The organism is Arthrobacter sp. BK1, assembly GCF_056680055.1.
In genome coordinates, this window is the sequence record NZ_CM155263.1 from 233,808 (window position 1) to 259,768 (window position 25,961).

Below are 25,961 nucleotides of genomic sequence, written 5' to 3' on the forward strand. Positions count from 1 at the left end.
CGATCAGCTGTGATCTGACCCACAATCGAATGTAACATAGAACTGCCGCTCGTCAATAGTGGTGTTGCACGTTTCTTGTTGGATGATCCCTGAGAGGGTCAAAGTTGCTAGAGGAGCCCTATGCAGTGGAAACCCAGAGCCCTGATCCTGGATTTATTCGGGGACTACCTTCGATACGCCGGCAGCGAGGTTCGCCTTGCCGACATCACGGAACTCCTGGCTGTCTTTGATATCGAACCCGCGACGGTCCGCGTCAACTTGTCCCGGCTGCGAAAGGAGGGCTGGTTCACCACCAGGCGCATCGGTCGCGAGACGGTCTACTCCCTGACCCCGCACATGCTCGACATCCTCAACGAGGGTCGCGAGCGGATCTTCCGGCGCCGGGATGAAAGCTGGGAGGGCCGTTGGACCATGGCTATTTATCAGGTCCCGGAATCAGAACGGGCCGTCCGCGAGCAGCTCCGAAAACAACTCGCTTGGCATGGGTTCGGTCAGCTGTCGCCATCTACATGGCTGAGTCCGCATGACCTCATGTCCGAAGTCCGCGAAATCGCCGCAGAGTATCCGCTGGCCAAAGTCGATGCCCTCTGGTGCGGAACAGGCGACCTGCAGGAGGACAGGGGCCTTGCCGGTCGATGCTGGGATCTGGATCAGCTGGGCCGGGACTACCAGCACTTCATACGCTCCTATGCCGCTCTCGACGACGAGGCCGCGAACGCGGATAAAGACGGGCGAATGGCACTCATTGAACGAATGAAAATCATCGGGGACTTTCGCCGCTTCCCGTTCCGCGACCCCTACCTGCCGCCCGAACTGCAGCCCGAAGGCTGGCCCAGCGGCGAGGCCTACCGGCTGTTCGGGGCCGTACACAGGCAGCTCGGACCCGAAGCCACAGCTTTCGTCTCGGGCATTATCGGTCAGCCTGTCCAGCAGGGACAGGAGGTCATCCTGGGGCAGGAAGTCGGGGCTTAGCGTAGGCAAGGTCAACATGTAACGATTACTTGACGTTCACCCTAAAGAAGTTACATAATCTTGGGGAGACCTATCTCACTGACTTCCCAAACTTTTAGAAGGTGGCATCGATGGCACTTCGCGTAGCCTGCATTGGCGGCGGTCCCGGCGGACTGTTCTTTTCAACCCTGTTCAAGCAGAGCGTTCCGGAGGCCGAGGTGGTGCTCTTCGAGCGCAACCAGGCCAGCGATGCGTTCGGGTTCGGCGTGGTCTTCTCCGACGCCACCCTTGAGCGGATCAACGACGCAGATCCTGTTGTCCGCAACGGCCTGAAGGACTTCGGCACCCACTGGGACGACATCGAGGTTTGGCTCAAGGGCGAGCGGAAGTCCTTCGGCGGCAACGGCATGGCTGCCATCAACCGCAAGACCCTCCTCCACCTGATGCAGGAACGGGCGGCGGACGCCGGCGTCGACATGCGCTTCGGCGAGAACGTGCCTGAGCTGTCACGGCTGGAAGGTTTCGACCTGATCGTGGGCGCCGACGGTGCCAACTCCTCCACGCGCGAACAGCTCGGCGAAGACCTGGGCCACACGGCCGAGACGGCCACGGCCAAGTTCATCTGGTTCGGCACCAGCTACAAGTTCAAGGGCATGACGTTCGTCCACCGGCAGAGCGAATTCGGCAACTTCGCCGTCCACGGCTACCCGATCAGCGATGAACTGAGCACCTTCATCGTCGAAACCGACGAGGAAACCTGGCGGAAAGCCGGCCTGGACGAGTTCGATGCCTCACAGCCCCCGGGCGCGTCAGACCTGAAGACCCAGCGGTTCCTCGAAAAGCTGTTCGCCGAGGACATCGCCGGTGAGCCGCTGGTGGCCAACAACTCGCGGTGGGCTAATTTCCGCACCCGCCGTACCCGCTCCTGGCACAAAGGGAACGTCGTGCTGCTCGGCGATGCCGTGCACACTGCACACTTCTCGGTGGGCTCCGGCACAAAAATGGCCATGGAAGACGCCATCACCCTGGTCCGTGAAATCGCCGCGCACCAGGATGACCTTGAGACCGCTTTCGTCAACTACGAAAACGAACGTCAGCCGCAGGTGGCCAAGATCCAGAACCAGGCACGCGGCGGGCTGAGCTGGTGGGAACATTTCGGCAGGTACTACGGCGCTTTCGACCCCGCCCAGTTCACGTTCCACTTCTTCTCCCGCAGCATCACCATCGACAAGATCCGCCAGCGCGATGCCGGCTTTGTTGAGTCCGTGGAAGAAGACTGGCTTGCCAGGCACGGACACGCCCCGCTGGAAACACCGCTCAACGCCGGATCCGCAACATTCACTGGACGGGAACTTGCCGTGGCAGAGCAAGGCGGTCAGTTGAGCCTGACCGGCCCCGGCGGAAGCATCAAACTGGTTACCGATCCTGCCGAGGCCGACGCCACCACGGGACTGCTGCTCACCGCACCGGATACCGAGCAAGGCCTACCCGCCTCCTTTGGCCAGCTGCCTGCCCAGGCTGCAGCTGTTGTAATCCAGGGCGGCAACCCCTTCACCCGCATCCTCCTTTCGGAGGAAGCCCGGCTGGCCCGCGGCCTGACGAGCGTCATCGTCGATGACAGGGGTCCCGTCTCCGCCCTGACGCTGGTCCTCTCCGGCCGGGCCGACGCCGTCGCCACTACAGCGGGGGCAACCGATGCATAACCTGACTCCCCTCTTCGCGCCCCGCGGCATCATCGTCGTCGGAGCCTCCGCCAGCCCCGAGAAACTCGGCGCCGTCATGGCGCAATCACTTTCCGCCTTCCCGGGTCCTGTTGAACTCGTGAACAACCGCGGCGAAAACGGAATGCACACCAGCATCGCCGGCGCCGCGGCGGCGATCCCCGGTGGCCCCGATCTCGCAGTACTCTGTGTACCGGCCTCGGCTACCGCCCAGGCCCTGCGCGACAGCGCAGCTAACGGCGTGAAAGCCGCACTGGTCTGCGCCGGTGGTTTCGCCGAAGCAGGCGGGCCCGGCATCGGCTTCGCCAACGATGTGGAGGCAGCTGTCCGCGAGACCGGCATCCGGCTCCTCGGCCCCAACACCTCCGGCTACTTCGTCCCGCACCGGAACCTCCGCGCGAGCTTCGTGCCCGGCGTCTCAGAACTGGAACCCGGTTCTGTGGCTGTGGTGGCAGCCAGCGGCGGCGTCAACCATGTCCTGGCCTTCCACCTGCAGCGGGCCGGAGTGGGCGTCAGCCTCGCCGTCGGCATCGGCGCCGGCACGGACATCACAGCACCCGACGTCCTGGACTTCCTGATCTCTGACAAGCAGACCAAGGCCGTTGCCCTGCATCTGGAAACCGTCGCCGACGGCCCGGCTCTGGTCGACGCCGTCGCCCGCCTCAGTGCCGTCAAGCCGGTGGTGGCCCTTGTGGTTGGCCGGAACGACGTTTCCGAGTTCGCGCAGTCCCACACCGGCGCGTTGGCTACGTCTTGGCGCACCACGCGTTCGGTCCTTAAACAGGCCGGCGCTGTGATCGTCGATGACGAGAACCAGCTGGTGGCTGCCGTTACCGCACTCACTGGACGCCGGCTGTCGCCCGCGGCGAATCCGGGCGTCGGGCTCATCACCGGGCAGGCCGGCCCCGGCCTGCTCATTGCCGACGCCCTGCACAGCGCCGGCGTGACCCTGCCCCGGCTGGCGCAGGCCAGCCAGGACACCATCGCGACGCTGCTTCCGCCGATAACGTTCCAGGCAAACCCCGTGGACACCGGCCGCCCTGGACCCGGGTACGAGAAAATTGTGGCCGCGGTGGCAGCCGACCCTGCCATCGACGTCGTGGCCGTCTACGGACTTACCGAACCCGTCGCCGATCTTCCTCTCGCGGTCGCCAATTCCGGAGCTTCGAACACGACGCCGTTCCTCATCGGCGTTGATGGCCCTGACGGTGACTTGGAACGCGCCCATAAGTCAGCCGCTCAACATGACCTGCCCCTGCTCAGTGGACCAACGTCCCTGGCCCACGGGATCAGTGCCCTGGTCAACGATGCCAGAGGCCGGTTCCAGCGCTCCCAGGCGCCGGCCGGAACATTCACCTGGCCGGACCTGGAAGGACCCTGGGACGAGAACCGCGCCAAGGAACTCCTCGGCGCACTGGATATCGCCACCCCTGCACGGCGCAGCTGCGCCACCCGGGCTGCGGCCCACCACGCCCTGGCCGAGATCGGCGGAGCTGTTGCGGTCAAGTTGCTTGATGCCGCTGTCCTGCACAAAACCGAGATCGGCGGAGTCCACCTGGGCGTAGACTCCCCCGCCGCCATGGACCGGGCCTTGGACGGACTGGAGGCGGCCGGGGCCCGCGAATTCCTGATCGAGGAAATGGCCCCATCCGGAGTGGACCTGGTGGTCGGCGTCCGCCGCGACCCGGTCTTCGGACCGATCGTTGTGGTGGGCCTCGGTGGTACCGCCGCAGAGGTCTACGCCGATGTTTCCATCCGCTCGGCACCGCTGTCCGCCCGTGAGGCCGAGGGCATGCCCGCCGAGCTGCAGGCCCGCGACCTGCTCTATGGCTTCCGCTCCGGACCCATGCTCGACACCGCAGAACTCGCAGCGGTTCTGGTCAGGCTGGGCGAAGCACTCGTTTCCAACGACTCGATCGCAGAGATCGAAATCAACCCCTTACGCTTGACCCGTGACGGGCTCATAGCCCTTGACGCCGTCGTCATCAATGTCGAGGAGGACACAGAATGACCAGCCACACCAGTGAAGGCACCATCGCCTGGCCGGCGGACCTCGCCGCAGAATTCCGCGCAAAAGGCTACTGGGAAGACCGCCCGCTGGGCGCCTACATCCTGGACACCGCCGACAGGCTTCCCGGGAAAACCGCTGTAGTGGACGGGGACGTCCGCCTCACCTACGCCGAACTCGCGAACAGAATGGACGCCGCCGCCGAACGGCTCCTGCAGCTGGGCCTGAAACCGGATGACCGCATCATGGTCCAGCTGCCCAACGGCTGGCAGTTCACCGTCCTGACCCTCGCCTGCTTCCGGGCCGGCATCATCCCCGTCATGGCCCTGCCCGCACACCGGCAGTACGAGCTTTCCTTCCTCACCGAACTCTCCGAAGCCCGGGCCATTGCCGTGCCGGACCTCATCAAGGATTTTGACCACCAAGCCATGGCCGAAGAACTGGCGGCATCCATTCCCACCCTGGAGATCATCCTCGTTTCCGGTACGGCAAAGCCCCTCAACGTACGTCTCGAGGAGATTTTGGCCCCAGTAAAGGACGTCTCCGCCGCCCGGGCACGCTTGGACGCCGCGGCCCCTTCACCCGATTCGCCCGCACTGTTCCTGCTCTCCGGCGGCACCACCGGCCTGCCCAAGCTCATCACCAGGACACACAACGACTACGCCTACAACATCAAGGCCTGCTCCATCCCCACAGCTGTCACCGAGGACACCGTGTACCTCGGGACCCTTCCCGCCAGCCACAACTTCCCGCTGGCATGCCCCGGCATCCTCGGAATCCTGTTCGCTGGCGGCCGAGTGATCATGCTGCCAAGCCCCGAACCGCGCAAAGCCTTCGCCGCCATCGAACGTGAAGGAGTGACACTGTCGACCGCAGTCCCGGCCGTAGCCCAGCGGTGGATCGAATACCAGCAGGAAACCGGCACCAGCCAGCTCGCCACCCTCGAGGTACTCCAGGTGGGCGGGTCCCGGCTGCCGGACGAAATCGCCCGGAAGGTCAAGCCGGTCCTGGGCGCTACTCTGCAGCAGGTCTTCGGCATGGCCGAGGGCCTTATCAACACCACACGGCTGGACGACCCTGAAGACGTCATCTGCACCACGCAGGGCCGCCCAGTGTCCGAAGCCGACGAAGTCCGGATTGTGGACGAGTTCGGTGAGGACCTCCCCGACGGCGTCGCGGGGTCCATCCTGACCCGCGGTCCTTACACCCCGCGCGGCTATTACCGCGCGCCCGAAGCGAACGCCCGTGCCTTCACTCCGGACGGCTGGTATGCCAGCGGTGACATTGTGGAGCGCCGCCCCGACGGAAACCTGATTGTCCAGGGCAGGGACAAGGACATGATCAACCGGGGCGGCGAAAAGATATCCGCCGAGGAGATCGAGAGCCTGGTCTACCGGATCGAGGACGTCACCATGGCCGCGGCAATCGCCATGCCGGACCAGGTCCTGGGCGAACGCCTGTGCCTCTACATCACCGTCAAACCCGGGGCCGAAGTCACCCTCGAGCAGATTCAGGACCTGCTGCGCCGCACCGGCGTGGCGGCCTTCAAAATCCCCGAGCACCTCGTTGTCGTGGATGAACTGCCCACCACCAAAGTGGGAAAAATCAACAAGAAGGACCTCCGCGCCGACATCGCCGAACGCCTGGCGGCTGCCGGCTCGCAAGGAAAGTAGGGACTGTCATGACCGAGAATCTTACGCATGCCTCCGTTGCCGCCAACCAGACTCTTCCTGAGCCGACGCCCGAAGAGGCTGCCCAGCTCAAAGAGCTGTACCGGGACTTTGACCGTGAGAACCTGATCCCGTTGTGGACGCAGATCGGGGATCTGATGCCGATGGTGCCCTCGCCGAAGGCCGTGCCTCATGTGTGGCGGTGGAGCGACCTGTACCCGCTGGCCGCGCGAGCCGGGGATCTGGTGCCGGTGGGCCGCGGCGGGGAACGCCGGGCGATTGCCCTGGCTAACCCGGGCCTGGGCAACACCCCGTACGCTACCCCGACGTTGTGGGCTGCGATTCAGTACCTGGGTGCCCGTGAGACGGCCCCTGAGCACCGCCATTCCCAGAACGCGTTCCGGTTCGTGGTCGAGGGCGAAGGGGTCTGGACCGTGGTGAACGGGGATCCGGTCCGGATGTCGCGCGGTGATTTCCTGTTGACCCCGGGCTGGAACTTCCACGGTCACCACAACGATACTGATGAGCCGATGGCCTGGATCGACGGCCTGGACATCCCGTTCGTGCATTACGCTGACGCCGGGTTCTTCGAGTTCGGCACCGAGCGCGTCACGGACGAGGCCACCCCTCACATCTCCCGCTCCGAGCGGCTCTGGGCCCACCCGGGCCTGCGTCCGCTTTCGGGCCTGGATGACACCACCAGCTCACCCATCGCGGCGTACCGGTGGGAATACACCGACCGGGCCCTGACCGAGCAGCTGCTCCTGGAGGACGAGGGCCACCCGGCCACTGTTTCCCAGGGCCACGCGGCCGTGCGCTTCACCAACCCCACCACCGGCGGGGACGTGATGCCCACCATCCGGGCCGAATTCCACCGTTTCCGTGACGGCGCCGCCACCGAGCCCGTCCGTGAGGTCGGCTCCAGCGTCTGGCAGGTCTTCGAAGGCCGCGGCAGCGTGGTGCTGAACGGCGAAACCCGGAACCTTGAAAAGGGCGACCTGTTCGTGGTCCCGTCCTGGGCCGAGTGGTCCCTGCAGGCCGAGACCGGGTTTGACCTGTTCCGCTTCAGCGACGCCCCCATTTTTGAACGGCTGAACTTTAACCGCACCTACACCGAAGGACGCAAGAACGCATGAGACTCCTCACCCTCCGCACTGAAAACGGCACCAGGGCTGTCCGCCAGGACGGCGATACGCTTACCGAAATCGAAGGTTTCTCCGACGTCGGAGCCCTCCTGAAGAACCCCTCCTGGGAGTCCATCGCCGCCGCTGCCGCAGGCGCCACCCACCCGCTCGAGGGCGCAGACCTGGACGCTGTTGTTCCGGCGCCGGGCAAGATCATCTGCGTGGGCCACAACTACCGCAACCACATCAAGGAAATGGGCCGGGAAGTCCCCGAGTACCCCACCCTGTTCGCCAAGTACGCCGAATCCCTGATCGGGCCCAACGATGACCTGGCCCTCCCCCAGGAATCGGACACCGTGGACTGGGAGTCCGAACTCGCCGTCGTCATCGGCAAGACCGGCCGCCGGATTTCCGAAGCCGACGCCCCCGCCCACATCGCCGGTTACGCCGTGCTGAACGACGTGTCCATGCGCGACTACCAGTTCCGCACCATCCAGTGGCTGCAGGGCAAGACCTGGGAAAAGTCGACCCCGTTCGGACCGGCCCTGGTGACCAGGGACGAGTTCACCGGCGGCCTCATGACCACCGCCGTCGACGGTGAGGTCCAGCAGTCCACGCCGACCAACGACGTCGTGTTCACCCCGGAGTTCCTGGTCTCCTACATCTCCACCATCATCACCCTGAACCCGGGCGATGTCATCGCTACCGGCACCCCGGGAGGTGTGGGCCACGCCCAGGATCCCAAGCGCTACCTCCAGGAAGGCCAGCTCCTGGTCACCACCATCGAAGGCCTCGGCCAGCTGAACAACCGCGTGGTCAAGGAGTCCTGATGGTCGCACGCCACGACCGGACGACGGACCCGCAGCTGCTCGAATCGCTGCTGCAGGCCCGCCGCGGGACCGCGTTCTTCGCCCGCAAGCTCAACGAGCTCTCCGACGAGGACCTCGACGGCCCGTCGCTGCTGCCGGGCTGGTCCCGGCGGCACGTCACCGCGCACATCGGCTACAACGCGCGGGCCATCGCGCGTCTGATTGAGTGGGCGGCCACCGGGGTGGAAACACCCATGTATGCCTCCACCGAGATCAGGGACCACGAAATCAATTTCGGGGCCACCCTGCCGCCGATAGCGCTGCGGCACCTCTTTGACCACTCAGCGGTGCACCTGAACGTCGAATGGCGCGACCTGCCAGCCGATGCCTGGCACCACAAGGTCAAAACCGCCCAAGGCCGGATTGTTCCTGCCGAGGAAACCGTGTGGATGCGCACCCGGGAAGTCTGGACCCACGCCGTGGACCTGGACAACGGAGCCACGTTCTCCGATATCCCGGTCCCGGTCCTGGCCCGCCTGCTCCAGGACATCACCTCCGCCTGGGCAACCCGCGGCACAGCTGCCGGGCTGCTGATCAAGGTCACGGACCAGCAACAGCAGATGGCGTTCGGCGACACCGGCGCAGATACGCCGGTGGTGATCACCGGCCCACTCGCCGGCGTGGTCCGCTGGGCAACCGGCCGCGGCACCCACGCCGTCACCGCAACCCAGGACGGGGCACCACGGGACACCGTCCCCGCAGCCCCCAAATGGATCTAGCGTCAGGTCCAGCGCGCCGCCGCGGCAACGTCACTACGAAGGGCTTTTGCGATGACGAAAGTGTTGATTATTGGACCTCCCGGCTCGGGAAAAGGAACACAGGCGGAACGTATTTCTGAGCGCCTCGGCGTCGTGGCGATCTCCACCGGTGACATCTTCCGCGCCAACGTCAAGGGCGAGACGCCGCTTGGCATCGAAGCCAAGAAGTACATGGACAACGGCGACTTCGTTCCGGACAGCGTGACCAACAAGATGGTCCGTGACCGCCTCAGCGAGTCCGACGTCGAGGGCGGCTTCCTCCTGGACGGCTACCCGCGCACCACTGCGCAGGTGGACTACCTCGACGGGATCCTCGCCAACAGCGAAGAGAAGCTCGACGTCGTCCTGCAGCTGACGGCCGATGACGAGGAACTCGTCCACCGGCTCTTGGGCCGCGCCAGGGAAACCGGCCGAAGCGACGACAATGAAGCCGTCATCAGGCACCGGCTGGACCTTTACCACGAGCAAACCGAGGCCGTTGTGGCCAAGTATGCCGAGCGCGGCATCCTGACCCGGGTGGACGGCATCGGTGGCATCGACGAGGTCACTGACCGCGTCATGAATGCCATCAAGGCGGCCCAGGCCGCCTAGCAACGCCCGTACCACTGGCTTCCCGCGGAACCGCGCTGGTCAGAGGCACTTACAGATCTCCGGCGTCAGGCGCTCCCCGTGTAAGTGGAAACGCCTGGCGTCGAGAGTCCCATGCCGAACGATTGTCAGGTCGCCCGCAATGCGCGGACAGAAGCACGCACGGTTTGGGAGAGATGGAGCGCCCGAGTATCCGCGCCACCGGGAAGCTGCATTTGAAGCGGGATGTAGCCGAAGCTGACGTCGTAAAGGGGGTCAGCGTATCCCAGCGCTCCGCCGGCGCCATCATGGCCAAAGGCCTGGAAGCTGCCAAAATCACAGCCGGGATGAGGCTTCATGAAAACAACCCCGAACGCCGTCGGGAAATTCAGGACACGGTCCACTCCCCACACTTGCTGCTGTCCCATCTCTGCGACAGTATCGGGGTCAAGGAGTGCCTCCCCCAGCAGTCCGATGGCTGCGGCGTAAGCCTGAGCGAGCCCCCTCGCCGATCCAATGCCGCCAAGGGCGGCGGGTCCGGCGGCCCGCACTTCCCGGAGATTAGGTGAGTAGGGTCCGAGGTTTGGTGGTACGAGATTGTCGAGCCCATTGAACATCAGGGCGCTCAGACCGTCAGGCGCCATCGGACTCTGGCTGATCATTGCCAGCTGTTCCTTGGTGGGGTGCGCGGGACGTAGCGCTTCGAACCGGTCCTCCTGGGAAGCAGGCAGGGCGAGCCAAAAGTCGATGCCGCGGGGTGCCCGGATGCAGTCCTCATAGAGTTCCTGCAGGGACTGGCCAGTAATGCGCCTCACCAGTTCCTCCATAAAGGTTCCTATCGTGAGTCCGTGGTAGCCGAACGCTGTCCCCGGGCGCCAATATGGCCGCTGCCCCGCGAGCTTCGGTGCAGCGCGGCGCGAGTCCAGTATGTCCGCAGTCTCCAGTCCCCCGTCTACATTGATAAGCCCGGCCTGGTGCGATAGGAGCTCCCGGACAAGGATCGTGGCCTTCCCGTGGGCACCAAACTCCGGCCAATAGTGGACCACGGTCTGATCCAGGTCGAGTTCGCCGGATCTGATTAAGGTGCCCAACGCAATCGCTGCCACGCCTTTTGTTGCGGAAAAGGTTCCCATGAGGGTGTCATTCCCTACCCCGTCCCCTCCGGCAAGATCCACTACCAGTTGGCCTTTCCAAAAAACGGCCAACTGGGCGCTGTAGTTAGGATCGTCGGCGAGGTAGCCCTCAAACTCAGCGCGTACGCCCTCGAACCCGGGAGCGGTGGTCCCTGTGGAATGGTTATGCGTGCGACCCGTGGCGATTGACATCGTTGAGGACCTTTCTCTAGTTCTGGACTGCGCCAACAGTTGGGCCCTGTTCGCGTCGCCGATCGCTGCGGAGCCAGCGGAGCATTCTCTCAACAGAGCTTTTGGCCGGCGCTGAATGAGGGTGGTCCAGGTGTCCGTGCATACTGCCTGGTTCCGTCTCCATCCGGACAGACACTCCGGCAGCCTCCAGCTGGGCCGCAAAAAGTTCTCCGGAAGCGCGAAGCGTATCGGCTTCGGAATTGATGATGTACACAGGAGGAAAACCGTGGAGATCTCCGCCTCCGGCAAAGGCGTGGGGGTCGCGGAAATTGTCCTCGCTGCCGGCGAAGTTGAGATTGATGTCGTGGATGAAGTCCGGCCCAAATGAGAGCTCAGCAGGAACCCCGTCCATCTTCTTTCCAAGTTCCTCGCTGAGTTCTGGAATCTCGGCATGGACAAGAGGATAGGCGAGCAGCAATGATGCCGGCATCTGCCCGGCATCATCCCTGAGCCGTCCGGTGAGCGCGGCAGTCAGCGCAGCTCCTGCGCTGGCGCCGCCGAGGTGCAGGTCATCAGCAGTTGCCAATCCTAACTCGCTGAGGTTTTCAAGGGCCCACAGCCACCCGGCCCGCACATCATTCGACGGTGCAGGGTACGTCACACCGTGAAGGGCCTTGCGATAGTCAAGTGACAGAACCGAAATACCACGGGACGCCAGGCACAGGCTCACCCAGTGAGCCTCCGGCATATTCAGGTCTCCGGCAATGAAGGCTCCGCCGTGCACCCAGACGAAGCCTGCCAAGGCCTCGCCGGGAGTTCGGTACAGACGTCCCGGAACTCCTCCTTCCGGAGTCAGGACAGTAATATCGACTGCCGATACTGCGCCAAGCTCGGGGTATATGGACACCAGCGACTGGTGGTCTGTGTCAGTTCGAGGATCAGGGAGGGAACCATTCAGCTCCAACTCGCGGATCAGCTGACTGGCGATCGACGTACTTGAATTTTGCGTGCCTGTCTCGGGCATCTGTCGCGTCCTTTCCTTAATTGAGCAGGAGCTAGTTTTGGACCAGTTCCAGCGTGGCCTGCAGCGGAAGTTCGCTGACGGAGGTACCGATCCGAAGCGTGTAGTTGCCGGGTTCGTAGGTCCAGCCGTTGTCCCAGTAGGCCAGAAGCCGGGTGGGGACCTCCAGGACGGCGGTGACGGTTTCGCCTGGTTCGGCCCACACGGGGGTGGAGGCGACCAGCCAGCGCACGGGGCGGTCGACGGCGGAGCCGGGCTGCTCGGCGTAGACCTGGATCACGTTCTTGCCGGCGCGTTCCCCGGTGTTGGTGAGGGTCACCGTGACGGGGACGACGGCGCCCGGCGTGGCTGCTGCGGGGGCGTCCGCAGCGTCCAGGGTCCAGGTGGTGTAGCCGAGGCCGTAGCCGAACTCATAGGCCGGGGTGGTGCCGGCTTTGAGCCAGGCGCGGTAGCCGATGTGGATGCCTTCGTCGTACGACAGCGTTCCGTCCGTTGCCGGGGTGACGCTGATGACGGGCACGTCTTCCTGGGTGGCGGGCCAGGTGGTGGGCAACCGGCCGCCGGGTTCGGTGGCGCCGGTGAGGATGTCGGTCAGGGCATGGCCGAACTCCTGGCCGCCGAAGTAGCCGATCAGGGTTGCCGCGACCTCGTTGCGCCACGGCAGCAGGACCGGGGAGCCGGAGTTCACGATGACGATGGTGCGGGGGTTGGCGACGGCGACGGCGTGGACCAGCCGGTCCTGCAGACCGGGCAGTTCCAGGGAGGTCCGGTCGTAGCCTTCGGATTCGACGCTGGAGTTGGTGCCCACCACGACGACGGCGATCTCGGCTGCGCGGGCAGCCTCCACGGCGTCGTTGATCAGGGTGTCCGGGTCGCCATCGTCGGCTTCGACGCCGATGGTTATTCCGAGTGTATTGGACAATGGGCCGACGCTGTCCGTCGTGAGCTCCACACGGATTTGCATCGGGATACCCTCACATACCTTGACCGGCACCGAGACCGCGGGCGGAGCCAGCAATGCGGCCCCCAAATCCGTTCCTACCGCTTTGACCGTCGCTTCGTGCGCGAGAATTCCATTGACGAAGATGCGGCCGTGGCCCACGGTGGAAAAACCCAGCCGGACTGTACCCGTTTCGTCCGGGGTGTAGATGGTGTGGAACTGGACCATGGAGGACGCTGCGATAGGTGCGTCGCCGCCGAACCAGACGAGGGCGGTGGAGCGGCGATCCTCGGCGAAGAGTTCGTGCCCGTTCGCGTCCAGGAAGCGGACCCGCAGGCCCGGGGTTCCGGTGACGGGGTTGGTGAGCTGTTCCAGGGGCAGTTCGGCGATGCCTTCCTGGACTACGGCGCCGACGCTGTAGGTGACGTTGTCCGTTCCGAAGGCTTCCCGAATTCCATCAAGGGGGGTGATGATCTTTTCCGGGACCACAGTGGCGGAGCCGCCGCCCTGGGTGCGGGCATAGCGGGCGTTGTGCCCGATCACCGCAACCGTCTTGACGGACGCAGGATCCAGCGGCAGCACGCCGTCGTTCTTCACCATCACGGTGCCGGCCGCAGAGACCTCGCGGGCGAACGCGATGGGGTCCTCCCGGTCTGCCGGTTCGGCTTGGACGGCGTCGAAGCCCTCGAGTGCGCCGACGCGGGCGGCGAGCTGCAGGATCCTCAGCACCTTGCGGTCGATGGCTGTTTCGGGGACCTTGCCCGCTTTCACTGCCACCACCAGGGCCTCGCCCCACGGGCCGTCCGGACCAGGCATGACCAGGTCCTGCGAGGCGTTGGCGGAGTTGATGCTGCGGACGGCGGTCCAGTCGCTGATGACGACGCCGTCGAAGCCCCATTCGCTGTTAAGCGGGGTCTCGAGCAGGCTATTCTCGGTGGCGGTTGCACCATTGATCGAGTTGTAGGCGCTCATCACCAGCCACGCATTGGACTCAACAATGGCCTTCTCGAAGGCGAGCAGGTAAAGCTCGCGCAGGGGCCGCTCCCCCACTTTGACGTCCACGGTGAAGCGGTCCGTTTCGGAGTCGTTGGCGATGTAGTGCTTGGGGGTGGCGCCCACGCCGTTGCGCTGCACGCCCGTGACGTAGGCGGCGGCGAGTTCGGCGGTGAGGACAGGGTCCTCGCTGAAGGCCTCGAAGTGCCGGCCTCCCAGCGGTGAGCGGTGCAGGTTGATGGTGGGGCCCAGTACTACGTCCACTCCCTTGCGGCGTGCCTCAACGGCGGACGCGGCCCCGAGCCGGTCCGCGATGGCGGGGTCCCAGGAGGAGCTGATGGCCGCGGCGGACGGGAAGTTCATGGACGGCTGGCGCTCATCCCACACCTCGCCGCGGACACCGGTAGGGCCGTCCGAGAACAGCATGCGGCGCAGGCCGATCTTCTCGATGGGCCAGGTGGTCCAGAAGTCCCGGCCCGTCAGGAGCTGGATCTTTTCTTCGAGGGTCAGTTCAGCCAGGAGGGCTTGGAGCCGGGCGTCGGTGGCGCGCTCGTTGGTGGCGGGTGTTTCTGTGGTGAGGGTTTCCATGGTGGCTTTCTTGGCTGTTCCGGCGGCTGTCGTATCGATAGGCTGTGCTGCCGCGGCTGGAAGCTGTCGCGGACGCGGGGTCAGGCGGCGCCGGCCTGGAGGTCCTGTTGGGTCTGGAGTTCCAGGAGCCGGAGCCTGTCGGCACGGTGTTGGGCCTGCCGGTCGGGGTCCGGGATGGGCGCGGCCATGAACAGCCGTTGGGTGTAGGGGTGTTCGGGTGCTCCGGTGACCTGTTCGCCGTCGCCCCACTCGACGATCTCGCCGTGGTACATCACGGCGACGCGGTGGCTGAGGTGCCGCACCACGGCGAGGTCGTGGGAGACAAAGAGGTAGGCGACGCCGGTGCGTTCCTGGATCTCGATGAAGAGTTCCATCACGCGGGCCTGGGTGGAGAGATCAAGGGCTGAGACGGGTTCGTCGCAGACGATGAGCTTCGGGTCCAGGGCCAGGGCCCGGGCGATCGCCACACGCTGGCGCTGGCCGCCGGAAAATTCCCGTGGCAGCCGGTGCGCAGCGTCCTGCGGCAGCCGGACCTGGTCCAGGAGGTCGGCGACGCGTTTGTTGGCGGCCTGGCGTTCGACTTTGCGGACGGTGAGCGGTTCGGTGAGGATCTGCTCGATGGTCATGGAGGGGTTCAGCGAGGTGTAGGGGTCCTGGAAGACCACCTGGATCTCGTGGCTGAGTTCCTTGCGCTTGGCCCGGCTGGCTTTGGAGATTTCCTGTCCGCGGTATTTGATGCTGCCGCCGGTGACCGGTGCCAGGCCCAGGACCGCGCGGCCCAGGGTCGTTTTGCCGGAGCCGGATTCGCCTACCAGGCCCACGGTTTCACCGGGGCGGATGTCCAGGGAGACACCTTTGAGTGCCTTGAAGGGTTCTTTGCGGAAGCCCTTGAGCGGGTATTCGACAATGACGTCCTTGATCTCGAGCAGTGTCCCGGTCATGACGTGACTCCTTTCAGTTCCTTGAGGGTGTACTGCCCGCGGGGCGCAGTGTCTTCGAGGATCGCGTCCAGCAGCTGACGGGTGTATGGGTGACGGGCGTCGTTGAAGATGGCCCGGACGGGCCCGGTTTCCACGACGCGGCCGGACTGCATCACGGAGACCCGGTCGCAGAGATCGGCCACGACACCGAAGTTGTGGGTCACCAGGATCACGCCCATGTTCAGTTCGTCCTGGAGTTCACGGAGCAGGTTCAGGACTTCGGCCTGGACGGTGACGTCCAGGGCGGTGGTGGGTTCGTCCGCGATCAGCAGGTCCGGTTCGCAGGAGACGGCGCCGGCGATCAGGACGCGCTGGGCCATACCGCCGGAAATCTGGTGCGGGTACGCGTTGAAGGTCCGTTCGGGGTTGGGGATGCCCACCTTGGCCAGCAGCGCCAGGGCCCGTTTGCGGGCTTCGGTCTTGGAGATTCCGAGGCAGACCCGCATCGGTTCCATCAGCTGGCTGCCGATGGTGAATGCGCCGTCGAGGTTGGACATCGGTTCCTGCGGAATGTAGGCGATGCGCTTCCCGCGGATCTTGGTCATCTCCTTTTCGGAGAGGTGGGCCAGGTCCTTGCCCTCGAAGAAGATGGACCCGCCGGTGATGCGGCCGCCCTGCGGCAGGAGCCGGAGGATTGAAAAGGCAGTCTGCGTCTTACCGGAGCCGGACTCGCCCACCAGGCCATGCACTTCGCCGCGGCGCACGGTCAGGTTCACATGATTGACCACGTGGGTGGTGGAACCGTCGGGCTGGTCGTAGCCGACGCCAAGGTCGGTGACTTCCAGCAACAGCTCCCCCGCGTTTTCAGTCGGTTCGTCGGGATGGACGACGGCGGCCGCACCGCGCTTCTCGGCGGCCCCCGCGGCCTCGGCGATGGCGGCAGCTGCGGCAGCTTTGCGGCTCTTCTTGACCGGGCCGCTGCTGCGTTCCAGTTCGTCACGCATGGCGTTGGCCAAGAGAGTCAGGGCGATGCAGACCAGGCCGATGATCAGGGCGGGCCACAGGACGAGGGTGGGGGATTTGAAGATGTTGATGAAGCCGTCGTTGAGCATGCTGCCCCAAGTGGGGATGTTCCGGTCCCCCAGGCCCAGGAACTCAAGGCCGGCCTGGATGGCGATGGCGATACCCAGGACCATGGCGGACTGGATGATGACAGGTGCCCGGACCACGGCCAGGATGTGGCGGCCGATGATCCTGAAGTCGCTCAGGCCGGAGACCCGTGCGGCGTCCACATAGAGCTCGTTGCGGACGGCGGTGACGGAGGCGTAAACCAGCCGGAAGAACGCCGGCGAGAGCAGGATGCCGAAGATCATCATGGACAGCCACATGGACGGGCCCACCACGGCGCGGGCCGCGAGCAGCACCACCATGCCCGGGAGGGCCATCATCAGGCCGGTAAGCCAGGAGGAGACCGAGTCGAACCAGCCGCCGTAGTATCCGGCGATCAGGCCGGCCGTCACGCCGAGGACCAGCGCGACGGCGAGGGCCAGTAAGGCGCCGGCGAGGCTGAACTGGCCGGCGAACAGCAACCGGCTCAGGACGTCGCGGCCCGCGCTGTCGGCGCCCAGGAGGTGTTCAGAGCCTGCCTTGGCCAGCACATCCTTCAGGATCGCAGTATTCGGATCATGCGTTGCCAGCAGCGGCGCCAGGGCCGAGGCCAGCGCCACCAGGAACAGGACAAGCAGGGAGGCCGCGCCCGTGGGGTGGGTCAGGAGCTTGCGGAAAAGGGAAACCTTGGCTGCCGTGACGGGCAGTGCGAGGGGTGTAGCGGTCATGACAAACGCACTTTCGGATTGAGCCAGCCCTGGGCGAGGTCGATGATGAGGTTCACGGCCACCACGATGGCGGCCGTCGCGACGACGACTCCCATCACGACCGGGATGTCACCCTGGCCGGTGGCGGCCACGGTGATCTGCCCGAGGCCGGGCAGGGCGAAGATCTGTTCAACGATCACGGCGCCGCCGAGGAGTCCGATGAACTGCACAGCGAGCACGGCCAGGGCCGGTCCGCCGGCGTTGCGGAGCACGTGCTTGTAGACCACGCGGTTGAAGGACAGCCCGCGGGCGCGCAGTGTCCGGACGTAGTCCTGGCGGAGTGCATCGATCAGTGAACCGCGGACCTGCTGGACGACTGCGGCGATGCAGCCGATGGACAGGGCGATGATCGGCAGGGTGACGGTGGCTGCCCAGCCGCCGAACGACGTCGTCATAGGGACGTATCCGGTGGCCTTGAACCATTTGAGGTTCAGCGCGAACAGGGACACGAGGCCGAGGGCGATCAGGAAGCCGGGGATGGCGAAGCCAAGCACCCCGACAAACTGGACCACACGGTCAACCCAGCCGCGGCGGACCGCAGCCCACACGCCGATGACCACGGAAATCACAGCCGCAATGATCACCGCGCCAAGAACCAGGGAGAGGGTGACCCAGAGCCGGCTGCTGACGCCGGTAGTGACGAGTTGGCCGTTGAACCAGGACCGGCCAAGATCCCCGGTCAGGGCGCTGGTCAGCCAGTCCCAGTACTGCACAGGGAGCGGCCGGTCCAGGCCCAGCTGGCTGGCCTTCAAGGCAACCTGGGCGTCGCTGGCGGTGGGACCCACCAGGCGGCGCGCGATATTTCCGCCGCCCGCAAAGAGCAGCAGGTAGGCGACCGTGGTGATGACGAACAGCAGAAGGACACCGGAAATCAGGCGCCGCAGCACGAATCGGTACATTCGAAAGTCCTTAGAGATGGTTCCTGAGGCTGCCGGACCGGGCTAGGAACCCGGTCCGGCAACTGCCCGCTAGGAGGCGGGGGTGAAGGACCAGATGTAGGGGTAGACGTTGCCCGTCTGAAGCTCCACATTGGTCTTGGTGTCAGTTACGAAGCTGTTCTCCGGGCGGTACCACGGGGCGAACCATGCCTGCTCCACGATGTATTTGTTCAGTTCCTTCGCCGCAGACTTCTGCTCGTCCTCGGAGCCCCCGGGGATCTTGCCGATCAGCTCATCAACCTTGGGATCGGAGTATTTGTAAGGATTCCAAGCCGCCTTCGGCGCAATTTTCATGTTGATCAGCTGCCAGTCCGCCTGCTGCTCCAGAATCATGTAACTTGCGGCATATTTTGCAGACAGCAGGTCGGTGATGAAGTTGTTGCCTGCGTCGATGGTCTCGACGGTTACTCCGACATCCTTTAGCTGCTGTGTGATCAACGCAAAAATCGAGCTGTTGACGAGCGGTGTCGACGGCATCTGCAGGGTAAACCCGTTAGTGTAGCCAGCCTCTGCAAAGAGCGCCTTGGCCTTGGCCGGGTCGTAGGCGTAGCGGGAGTCCAGAGACTCGTCGTACGCGGCCGACGAAGGCGGGAACACTTGGGTAGTGGGGGTACCGCGGCCCTGGTTCACGGCATCCAACAGGGACTTCGTGTCGAAGGCATAGTTCAAGGCCTGCCGGACGCGGACGTCCTTGAGGGCGGGGTTGGTTGTACCCGCACGGTCAAAGAGCATCAACCCAACCCAGTTGCCTTCAAATGCATTGTTCTTGTAGCCGGCAGCTTCAGCTTCCTGGATCATTGCGATATCAATGAGGGAGCCATTGAGCGTCCCGGATTTGACGGCGCTCAGCAATGAGGTCTGTTCCGGGTAGACGTTCAGGACCAGGTTGTCGTAGTGCCGGAGTTCTTTGGCCCAGTAGTCCGGATTGCTCTTATAGGTGTAGGACGTGCCGGTCACCGTGGCTGCGGTGTCCAGGACATAAGGTCCGGAGCCGACCGGGTTGGTGGCGATATCCGCATTGCCGAAGGAAGCCGGGCTCTGCATAAACGACGCGTCCTTGGACAGGTAGCCCAGGAATGCCGGGTCCGGCGCGGACAGGGTCAGCTTCAGCGTGGTGGCATCCACTGCCTCGGCGGTCTGCAGGGCGGCCAGGAACTGCGCGTCTGCTGACGTTCCCGCCTTGAACCGCTCAAGGTTCTGCCTGGCGGCGTCCGCATCGAACGCGGTGCCGTCGGTGAACTTCACGTCATCGCGGAGTTTCAGGGTCAGGACGGTCTTGTCGTCGTTATACTTCCACTCCGTAGCGAGCATCGGCACCAGTGTGCCGTCCGGCTCCATGCGAAGCAGGGTGTCATACACGGCCTGGTAGAACGGCGACACGTTGGCGAAGTCGGAGTCAGCAGCGGCGAAGGATTTGGGCGCCATGAGAGTACCGAGGGTCAGTGTTTGCGAGGTCTGCTCGCTTGAGGAGTCTCCCCCAGCAGAGCAGCCGGTGAGGCCTAGGGCAACGGCGGCAACAACTGCGGCCATTCGCTTCGATCGGAACATCTTTGGTCCCTTTCACGGTCAGTGACGGTCCACCATGGACTGCCATTGGGAAAGACCGTAACACGAAAACAGACCACATGGTAGGTTTTTGTTTGGGGTAAGCGGAAGTTGACTGATGTGACGTGTCACACAAGGCAAGGCGGAGGCTTAGTCCGGCCTGCGCCCAAGGTTGTTAGAGTTTCCAGATGACTGAAATAGCGACAAGTGCTGTCGCAAACGAGGGGCGCCGTGGGCGGCAACGCGGCAGCTACGCCAAAACAAAGGAGCGCCGCCAGGAGATTCTGACGGCGGCCTTCGAAGTTTTTTCCACGTCCGGGTACCGTGCGGGATCCATCCAGGACATCGCCGACAAAATCGGATTAACCAAGACCGGCCTGCTACACCATTTCCCCAGCAAGGAAGCCCTGCTCGAGGCGGTCCTTACCCTTCGTGATGAGGACTCCTGGGCCGGGGCCGGCATTGTGACGGACAACGGCCTGGAGACCCTGCGTGGAATCGTCCGGCTCGTTCAGTACAACACCACAGTTCCCGGGCTCGTAGCCCTCCACTGTGTTCTATCGGCCGAGTCGACAGACCCAACTCACCCCGCCCATGAGTACTTTCAGCGGCGCTACAGATGGGTTCGGGAGGTCGGCGGCCAGGCATTTTCCGATCTGGATCGTCGTGGCAGCCTAAGGCCTGGCGTGACGCCGGGCGCAGCGGGACGGCTGCTCGTTGCGCTGATGGACGGATTGCAGGTCCAGTGGTTGCTGGACAACGACTCCGTGGATATGGCCGGCGAACTGCGGACATTCCTCGGCGCCGTTACGACGGAAGAGTTCTAGACGCGCCGGTGGCTGTCGCTCTCCCCTACCGCAGGGACGCCTGAAGGAAAGCAATCATTTGCAGGTTGAAGGCCTCAGGTTCGTTCCAGTGAGGGCAATGCCCACTGTTTTCAAACACGGACAAATGAGAGTCCGGCAGAGTCTCCGAGAGCCATTTCATGCCTTCCAGCGGAAATGACGGAGAGAAGTGGCCTGTCGCCACCCAGGATGGAACGTTGACCCTCGAAACGACGTCCCGCCAGTCCGCAGTAAAGTGGTCCACCATCAACCGAAGCACCGCCCCTGGGGGAAAGTCAGTAAGGCCACCCACCTCAGCCAGCAGTTGCCCGACGTGAGCGGGCATCGGTGGTTCGAGTGACGGATTGCCCCACTGATATCGGCCGTTAACGCAATCCCAGACGTTTGCCCACTCGACAGACCTGACACCCCAGGCCCACGACTCGTCATTGATGATCTTCGGGGACTGGTCAATGGCCGCAAACGCCCGTACGCGGTCCGTGCCGAATAAGTCAAAGTATGCGAGGCAGACCGAGACCCCCAGGGAATGTCCGACAAGCGCCACCGCGTCCAGTTCCAGATGTTCAATCAGTTCGCCCACGTCTTTCCCTAGGCGCGAGACGCGCTGACCGCTGGTCGGCGAGTCTGAACGGCCATGGAACCGCAGGTCAAGGGCGAGCGTCCGATATCCCGCGGCCACCAGCGCCTCACGCTGGAAGGCCCAGTGCGCGGCCCGGCACGTAAAACCATGGACGAGTAAAACGGCAGGTCCGGTGCCGTGATCGTCGTAGACCAGCCGAACACCGTCCGTGGTTCGAAACGACTTTTCATGATCAGTCAATTGCGCCTCCTTGGGCAATCAAATTTGTATTCTTCTGCGAAGGAGCAAGGGTCGCCCGGGTGAGTACCCGAGTGCATCCTGCGTGTCGTTACATCGGGTTCGATCCGACGGTGAGCCCGCCGCAAACATACAGTGTCTGGCCGGTGATGAAACCGGACCGCTCGTCGAGGAAGAATCCGGCAGCGTTGGCGATGTCCTCGGGCTGGCCGAGCCTGCCAACGGGAACGGACGAAATGATGGCCTTTGTGTGGGGTGAGTCTTCCGGGTTTGCCTTCATGAACAATTCCGTGGCGATGGGTCCGGGTCCGATCGCATTGACCGTAATGCCGGCAGCGCCCAGTTCGAGAGCCCATGTCCTGGTCAAACCTATGAGGCCGGCCTTGGCGGCAGCGTAGGCGGTGCGCAGTTCCTTGCCGAGGGCGGCACGGGAAGACATGTTAAGAATCCGGCCGAATCCTGCTTCCGTCATGCCCTCCAGGACGCTTTGAGTGCACTGCACGGCGCACCGGAGGTTCAGGGCGTGGGATTGATCGAGTTGGGTGAGGGTCTGATCCCGGAGCGGTGCCGGGAAAACGGCACCCACATTGTTGACCAGCCTGGTAATGGGCCCTTCCGCAAGTGCGGTTTCCAGGGCTTCCGCGGTGCTGTTGACATCGGAGAGATCGGCAAGGATCGAGCGACCAAGATCGGCATGCTGCCGGTCGATGACCACGACGTCCCATCCCTGCTTGAGTCCGTGTTGAGCAATTGCGCGTCCGATTCCTGACGCGCCGCCGGTAACTAAGAGGCGTTCGACCATGAGATTTCCTTCCTCCGCACACGTCGGCATGCGCGGAACGCTGTGGTCAGCGCAAAGCATTGTTCCTAAGTATCCGTCAGGAAAGATCAACATAAGGCCTAAATCCCATACCAATTACGGCTAGACTGATCGGCAAAGCAGAATAATTGATGCCGGAGGAAAGACCGTGGAAGTCAAGGATCTTGAAGCCTTTGTCGTGGTTGCTGAAGAGCTCCATTTCGGCAGGGCGGCAGCGAAGCTGCACATGTCCCAGCCGCCTCTCAGTGCGCGGATCCGGCAACTTGAACAAAGTCTTGGCCTGCGGCTTTTTGAACGCAGCACGCGCAGCGTTGCGCTGACGGACGCGGGCTCAAGGCTGCTGGTTCCGGCGCGGAAGGTTCTCAGTCAGGTCGCCTCTGTCCAGAATCTCGCCCAATCCATCGCGGCCGGGGACCAGGGCCGCGTGCGGATCGCTTTCGCGGGCGCCTCAAGCCAGCGCGCGCTCCCGATTCTGACTCGGGCGGTTAGGGAGTCATACCCAGGAATCGAGTTGCAACTGGAATCTCAAACGTACGTATACACGGCGTTGGACAAGCTCCTCGAGGGTTCGTTGGATTTGGCTTTCGCACGCCTTCCCACGCCGCAGCCGGAACTGGAATCGCGCGTCGTCGAGGTCGAGCAGATCCTGTGTGCCCTGCCCGAAGGGCACCCAAGAGCCAATCAGCCAAATCTGTCATTGGCGGAACTCCATGACGAGGATTTCGTCAGCCTGCCCTCTGATACCGGCTCCATCCTTCAGGCCACCATGTTTGCCCTCTGCATCACCGCAGGATTCCGGCCAAGGGTGGTTCAGATATCGCCTGACTCCGCAACAGCGCTGGCTCTTGTTGCGGCCGGGGCTGGAATCACCATCACCTTGAGTTCTGTAACGCCGGCCCAGTCGGTCGGGATCGTTTACAGGGAACTCGTGGACATCCACCCCAGTCACATGTTCGCCACACTGACCTGGCGCAAGGATGACCCATCGCCCGCACTTTCAGCAGTCCTGGAGGTTTCAAGGTCGGCCCTGCCAACCCCGGATCTTTCTGGTTTCGATCTCAAACTATAGGTAATTGGTATTTCTATTCGGAACAATGTCTAGCTACTCTTTTGGGAAGGCACTCAGCCAGTCCCTCAACGAAGAGAGCTAACTGCAATGACAACAACCCCTGTGGCGGTGGATCCGGGCATCGAAGCCCGCGTCTACCGTAAAGTCGGGCTCAAGGTTCTTCCGATCCTGATGCTCGGAATGTTCATCTCCTATATTGACCGGGCCAATCTCGGTGTGATCGCCGGCCCGTTGTCCCGTGACCTGGGTCTGACGGCGGCGACCTTCGGTCTCGCAGCCGGTTTTTTCTACATCGGTTATCTGCTGTTCGAGATTCCGTCCAACATGTTCCTCGCCAAGGTGGGCGCACGCATTTGGCTGGCGCGGATCATGGTCACGTGGGGCATTGTGACCGTAGCCATGGCCTGGATGCAGAACGATATCGCCCTCTACGCCATGCGCTTCCTTCTTGGCTTGGCGGAGGCCGGCTTCACACCCGGGGCTATCCTTTTCCTCGCTCTCTGGCTGCCCGCCCGGTTGCTTCCCAAGGCAATGTCATGGTTCAACCTGGCCGTTCCTGTTGCCTTGGCGACGGGCTCTGTAGTGACATCATCGATCCTTCTCATGGATGGCGTCGGTGGTATCGCAGGATGGAGGTGGGTTTTCGTCCTCGAGGGCTTGCCGGCAGTCATCCTGGCTGTGGTCTTCTTCTTCGTCCTGCCCTCTTCGCCGGACAAGGCTTCCTGGCTCGATGAAGATGAAAAGGCATACCTGGCAAAAAACGTGACTCAGCGCGCCGATGCTGGGGCTCACGAACTGAAGCAACTCCCGGCAGCCCTGCGGAGGCCGTCGCTGTGGGCATTCGCTGTCACGTACTTCTTCATCCTTATCGGCTTTTGGTCGATCACCTACTTCCTTCCCTCCATTGTCAAAGAGCAGTTCAAGCTGGACGTGGTGGCATCCGGCTTCATCTCCGCGATTCCGTGGGCCATCTCCGCGATCGTCATGTTCGCCATAGTCCGCAGTATCTCCAGGACGGGCGAGCGTCGCTGGCACCTTACAGTCCCCATGATTGCCGCCGCCCTGGGTCTCCTTTTCGGAGTACTCTCCGGGAACCCGTTCCTGTCACTCCTCGGCGTGAGCATCGCCGCTGCAGGCTTCTTCGCAGTCCTGTCAACCTTCCACGCAACCGTCGTGCAGGTCTACGCCGGCGCACTGGCCGCTGTGTCCATCGCCCTGGTCAACTCGGTGGGTAACCTCAGCGGTCTCGTCGGTCCGTACATCCAAGGATGGCTTACCGACCTTACGGGTTCGACCTCCACCGGTCTCCTGGTGATGTCAGGCTTCTTCGCCCTCGCTGCCGTATTCGTTTACATCCTGATCGGCTGGGCGGACCGTAAAACTGGGGGACTCCGCGGAACCTCGAACATCGAAACACCCACCATTCCCCGCACCGAAGGATGACCGAGACTTTGCTAGTCCAATCCACCACCCAGACAGCGCCTCCGGGTTATGAGCCGTCAACTGCCGCACGCATCCTTGAGGTACGAACTGTGCCCTATGCGATCCCCTACAGCAAGCCGCTTAAGTTTGCGAGCGGATCAATCGCCATAGCCGACAACGTGCTTGTGGAGATCGTCACCAGCGACGGCGTAGTCGGAATAGCCGAAGCACCGCCTCGCCCCTACACCTACGGCGAGACCCAAGCTTCCATCGTCGCGGTGATTGAGCAGATATTCGCTCCCGCCATCATCGGGCTCTCAATTCTTGACCGCGAACAGGTCAGGTCACGGCTGGCACGAACGGTCGGCAACCCAACCGCCAAAGCCGCAATCAACATGGCCATGTGGGACGCTTGGGGAAAGACGATCGGCACCCCGGTGCACAGCCTTCTGGGAGGGTTCACCGACCAGCTCCAGGTCAGCCACATGCTGGGATTCGACGATCCCGACGTAGTGGCCGCCGAAGCCATCCAACTGCGCGAGACGCTCGGCATTTCGAGCTTCAAGATCAAGGTGGGACGCCGGCCCGTCCACCTGGACGTGGCCGTCTGCAAAGCGGTCCGCGGTGCGTTGGGGCCGGACGCCGAGCTTTACATCGACGGGAACCGCGGGTGGACAGCGGCGGAATCCGCTCTGGCGATCCGTCAGCTTGAAGACGTTGGCCTCAGCCGTGTCGAGGAACTCTGCCCCGCTGATGATGTCCTGGGCCGACGCTGGCTGGTCTCCCAGTGCCCCATCCCCTTTGTCGCCGACGAGAGCGCCCCGACACCTGCAGACGTCACCCGCGAGATCCTCGCGGGAGCAGCGACTGCGGTGAGCATTAAAACAGCCCGGACCGGCTTCTCGGACTCGTTACGCGTATCCCACCTTGCCGAGGGGCTGGGCATCGAAGCTGTCATCGGCAACCAGATCGACGCGCACATCGGTACAGTCTGCTCCCTCATTTTCGGTGCATCTCAGGAGATCACCGCGCGCTCCGCCGCGGAACTGTCCAACTACCTGGATATGGCCGACGATCTACTCCAGGAGCCTCTCCTGATCGAGAATGGACGTATGCGGGTCCCTGACGGACCCGGCCTCGGCATCCGGCTCGATCCGGAGAAGGTCACCCGCTACCGCGTCGATCTCTGACACCACC

General features: G+C 63.6%; 21 protein-coding genes. 12 read left to right on the forward strand and 9 right to left on the reverse strand.

From position 1 onward, the window contains the following. Nucleotides 1-120: 120 nt before the first annotated feature. The 8 genes from AC1MCA_RS01090 to AC1MCA_RS01125 all read left to right on the forward strand — a co-directional run bounded on the left by AC1MCA_RS01090 (nucleotide 121) and on the right by AC1MCA_RS01125 (nucleotide 9,692). Nucleotides 121-972, forward strand: a complete 852-nt coding sequence (locus tag AC1MCA_RS01090) for a PaaX family transcriptional regulator (protein ID WP_479800577.1) — start codon at nucleotides 121-123, stop codon at nucleotides 970-972. A gap of 110 nt (nucleotides 973-1,082) precedes the next feature. Further along, nucleotides 1,083-2,654, forward strand: a complete 1,572-nt coding sequence (locus AC1MCA_RS01095; RefSeq protein WP_479800579.1) for an FAD-dependent monooxygenase — start codon at nucleotides 1,083-1,085, stop codon at nucleotides 2,652-2,654. Continuing rightward, nucleotides 2,647-4,683, forward strand: a complete 2,037-nt coding sequence (locus AC1MCA_RS01100) for an acetate--CoA ligase family protein (RefSeq protein WP_479800581.1) — start codon at nucleotides 2,647-2,649, stop codon at nucleotides 4,681-4,683. The genes AC1MCA_RS01095 and AC1MCA_RS01100 overlap by 8 nt, the downstream gene beginning before the upstream one ends. Further along, entirely contained in the window at nucleotides 4,680-6,353 is a 1,674-nt protein-coding gene (locus tag AC1MCA_RS01105) for a (2,3-dihydroxybenzoyl)adenylate synthase (RefSeq protein WP_479800583.1), read from the forward strand. Before AC1MCA_RS01100 ends, AC1MCA_RS01105 begins: the two co-directional genes overlap by 4 nt. 8 nt (nucleotides 6,354-6,361) lie before the next feature. Continuing rightward, a complete protein-coding gene (locus tag AC1MCA_RS01110) occupies nucleotides 6,362-7,486 on the forward strand; it encodes a cupin domain-containing protein (RefSeq protein WP_479800584.1) in 1,125 nt (374 codons plus the stop codon). Continuing rightward, entirely contained in the window at nucleotides 7,483-8,304 is an 822-nt protein-coding gene (locus AC1MCA_RS01115; protein WP_479800586.1) for a fumarylacetoacetate hydrolase family protein, read from the forward strand. The genes AC1MCA_RS01110 and AC1MCA_RS01115 overlap by 4 nt, the downstream gene beginning before the upstream one ends. Continuing rightward, nucleotides 8,304-9,062 carry a maleylpyruvate isomerase family mycothiol-dependent enzyme gene (locus AC1MCA_RS01120; RefSeq protein ID WP_479800588.1) on the forward strand — a complete coding sequence of 253 codons (759 nt, stop codon included), beginning with the start codon at nucleotides 8,304-8,306 and terminating at the stop codon, nucleotides 9,060-9,062. Before AC1MCA_RS01115 ends, AC1MCA_RS01120 begins: the two co-directional genes overlap by 1 nt. A 51-nt stretch (nucleotides 9,063-9,113) precedes the next feature. Continuing rightward, nucleotides 9,114-9,692: an adenylate kinase gene (locus tag AC1MCA_RS01125; protein WP_479800590.1), complete on the forward strand. Its 579-nt coding sequence runs from the start codon at nucleotides 9,114-9,116 to the stop codon at nucleotides 9,690-9,692. Nucleotides 9,693-9,817: 125 nt separating this feature from the next. Here AC1MCA_RS01125 and AC1MCA_RS01130 read toward each other — a convergent pair whose 3' ends face one another. The 7 genes from AC1MCA_RS01130 to AC1MCA_RS01160 all read right to left on the reverse strand — a co-directional run bounded on the left by AC1MCA_RS01130 (nucleotide 9,818) and on the right by AC1MCA_RS01160 (nucleotide 19,671). Then, on the reverse strand, nucleotides 9,818-10,993 hold the full coding sequence (locus tag AC1MCA_RS01130) for a serine hydrolase domain-containing protein (protein ID WP_479800591.1): 1,176 nt from the start codon (nucleotides 10,991-10,993) through the stop codon (nucleotides 9,818-9,820). A 16-nt stretch (nucleotides 10,994-11,009) separates the two neighbouring features. Further along, on the reverse strand, nucleotides 11,010-11,996 hold the full coding sequence (locus tag AC1MCA_RS01135) for an alpha/beta hydrolase (protein WP_479800593.1): 987 nt from the start codon (nucleotides 11,994-11,996) through the stop codon (nucleotides 11,010-11,012). A gap of 31 nt (nucleotides 11,997-12,027) precedes the next feature. Then, nucleotides 12,028-14,514, reverse strand: a complete 2,487-nt coding sequence (locus tag AC1MCA_RS01140) for a beta-glucosidase family protein (RefSeq protein ID WP_479800594.1) — start codon at nucleotides 14,512-14,514, stop codon at nucleotides 12,028-12,030. Between the two features lie 80 nt (nucleotides 14,515-14,594). Further along, the gene (locus AC1MCA_RS01145) at nucleotides 14,595-15,455 is read right to left on the reverse strand and encodes an ATP-binding cassette domain-containing protein (RefSeq protein WP_479800596.1); all 861 of its coding nucleotides are present in this window, start codon (nucleotides 15,453-15,455) and stop codon (nucleotides 14,595-14,597) included. Then, on the reverse strand, nucleotides 15,452-17,269 hold the full coding sequence (locus AC1MCA_RS01150; protein WP_479800598.1) for a dipeptide/oligopeptide/nickel ABC transporter permease/ATP-binding protein: 1,818 nt from the start codon (nucleotides 17,267-17,269) through the stop codon (nucleotides 15,452-15,454). Before AC1MCA_RS01150 ends, AC1MCA_RS01145 begins: the two co-directional genes overlap by 4 nt. Beyond that, entirely contained in the window at nucleotides 17,266-18,207 is a 942-nt protein-coding gene (locus AC1MCA_RS01155) for an ABC transporter permease (protein ID WP_479800600.1), read from the reverse strand. Before AC1MCA_RS01155 ends, AC1MCA_RS01150 begins: the two co-directional genes overlap by 4 nt. Nucleotides 18,208-18,276: 69 nt before the next feature. Beyond that, nucleotides 18,277-19,671 (reverse strand): ABC transporter substrate-binding protein, encoded by a 1,395-nt coding sequence (locus tag AC1MCA_RS01160; protein WP_479800602.1) that lies wholly within the window; start codon nucleotides 19,669-19,671, stop codon nucleotides 18,277-18,279. A gap of 308 nt (nucleotides 19,672-19,979) precedes the next feature. Between AC1MCA_RS01160 and AC1MCA_RS01165 the strand changes: the two genes are divergently transcribed. Then, complete coding sequence (locus tag AC1MCA_RS01165; RefSeq protein WP_479800604.1) at nucleotides 19,980-20,618, forward strand: TetR/AcrR family transcriptional regulator; 639 nt, start codon at nucleotides 19,980-19,982, stop codon at nucleotides 20,616-20,618. 25 nt (nucleotides 20,619-20,643) lie between these two features. Here AC1MCA_RS01165 and AC1MCA_RS01170 read toward each other — a convergent pair whose 3' ends face one another. Further along, nucleotides 20,644-21,456 carry an alpha/beta fold hydrolase gene (locus AC1MCA_RS01170; protein ID WP_479800605.1) on the reverse strand — a complete coding sequence of 271 codons (813 nt, stop codon included), beginning with the start codon at nucleotides 21,454-21,456 and terminating at the stop codon, nucleotides 20,644-20,646. Between the two features lie 88 nt (nucleotides 21,457-21,544). Then, entirely contained in the window at nucleotides 21,545-22,255 is a 711-nt protein-coding gene (locus tag AC1MCA_RS01175) for an SDR family oxidoreductase (RefSeq protein WP_479800607.1), read from the reverse strand. A gap of 166 nt (nucleotides 22,256-22,421) precedes the next feature. Here AC1MCA_RS01175 and AC1MCA_RS01180 point away from each other — a divergent pair, with 166 nt between their 5' ends. The 3 genes from AC1MCA_RS01180 (at nucleotide 22,422) to AC1MCA_RS01190 (ending at nucleotide 25,954) form a co-directional block, all read left to right on the forward strand. Then, nucleotides 22,422-23,342 carry a LysR family transcriptional regulator gene (locus tag AC1MCA_RS01180; protein WP_479800609.1) on the forward strand — a complete coding sequence of 307 codons (921 nt, stop codon included), beginning with the start codon at nucleotides 22,422-22,424 and terminating at the stop codon, nucleotides 23,340-23,342. An 87-nt stretch (nucleotides 23,343-23,429) separates the two neighbouring features. Then, nucleotides 23,430-24,785, forward strand: coding sequence for an MFS transporter (locus AC1MCA_RS01185; protein WP_479800611.1), 1,356 nt, complete (start codon nucleotides 23,430-23,432; stop codon nucleotides 24,783-24,785). 89 nt (nucleotides 24,786-24,874) lie between these two features. Then, nucleotides 24,875-25,954: a mandelate racemase/muconate lactonizing enzyme family protein gene (locus AC1MCA_RS01190; protein WP_479800613.1), complete on the forward strand. Its 1,080-nt coding sequence runs from the start codon at nucleotides 24,875-24,877 to the stop codon at nucleotides 25,952-25,954. The last annotated feature ends 7 nt before the right edge of the window (nucleotides 25,955-25,961 follow it).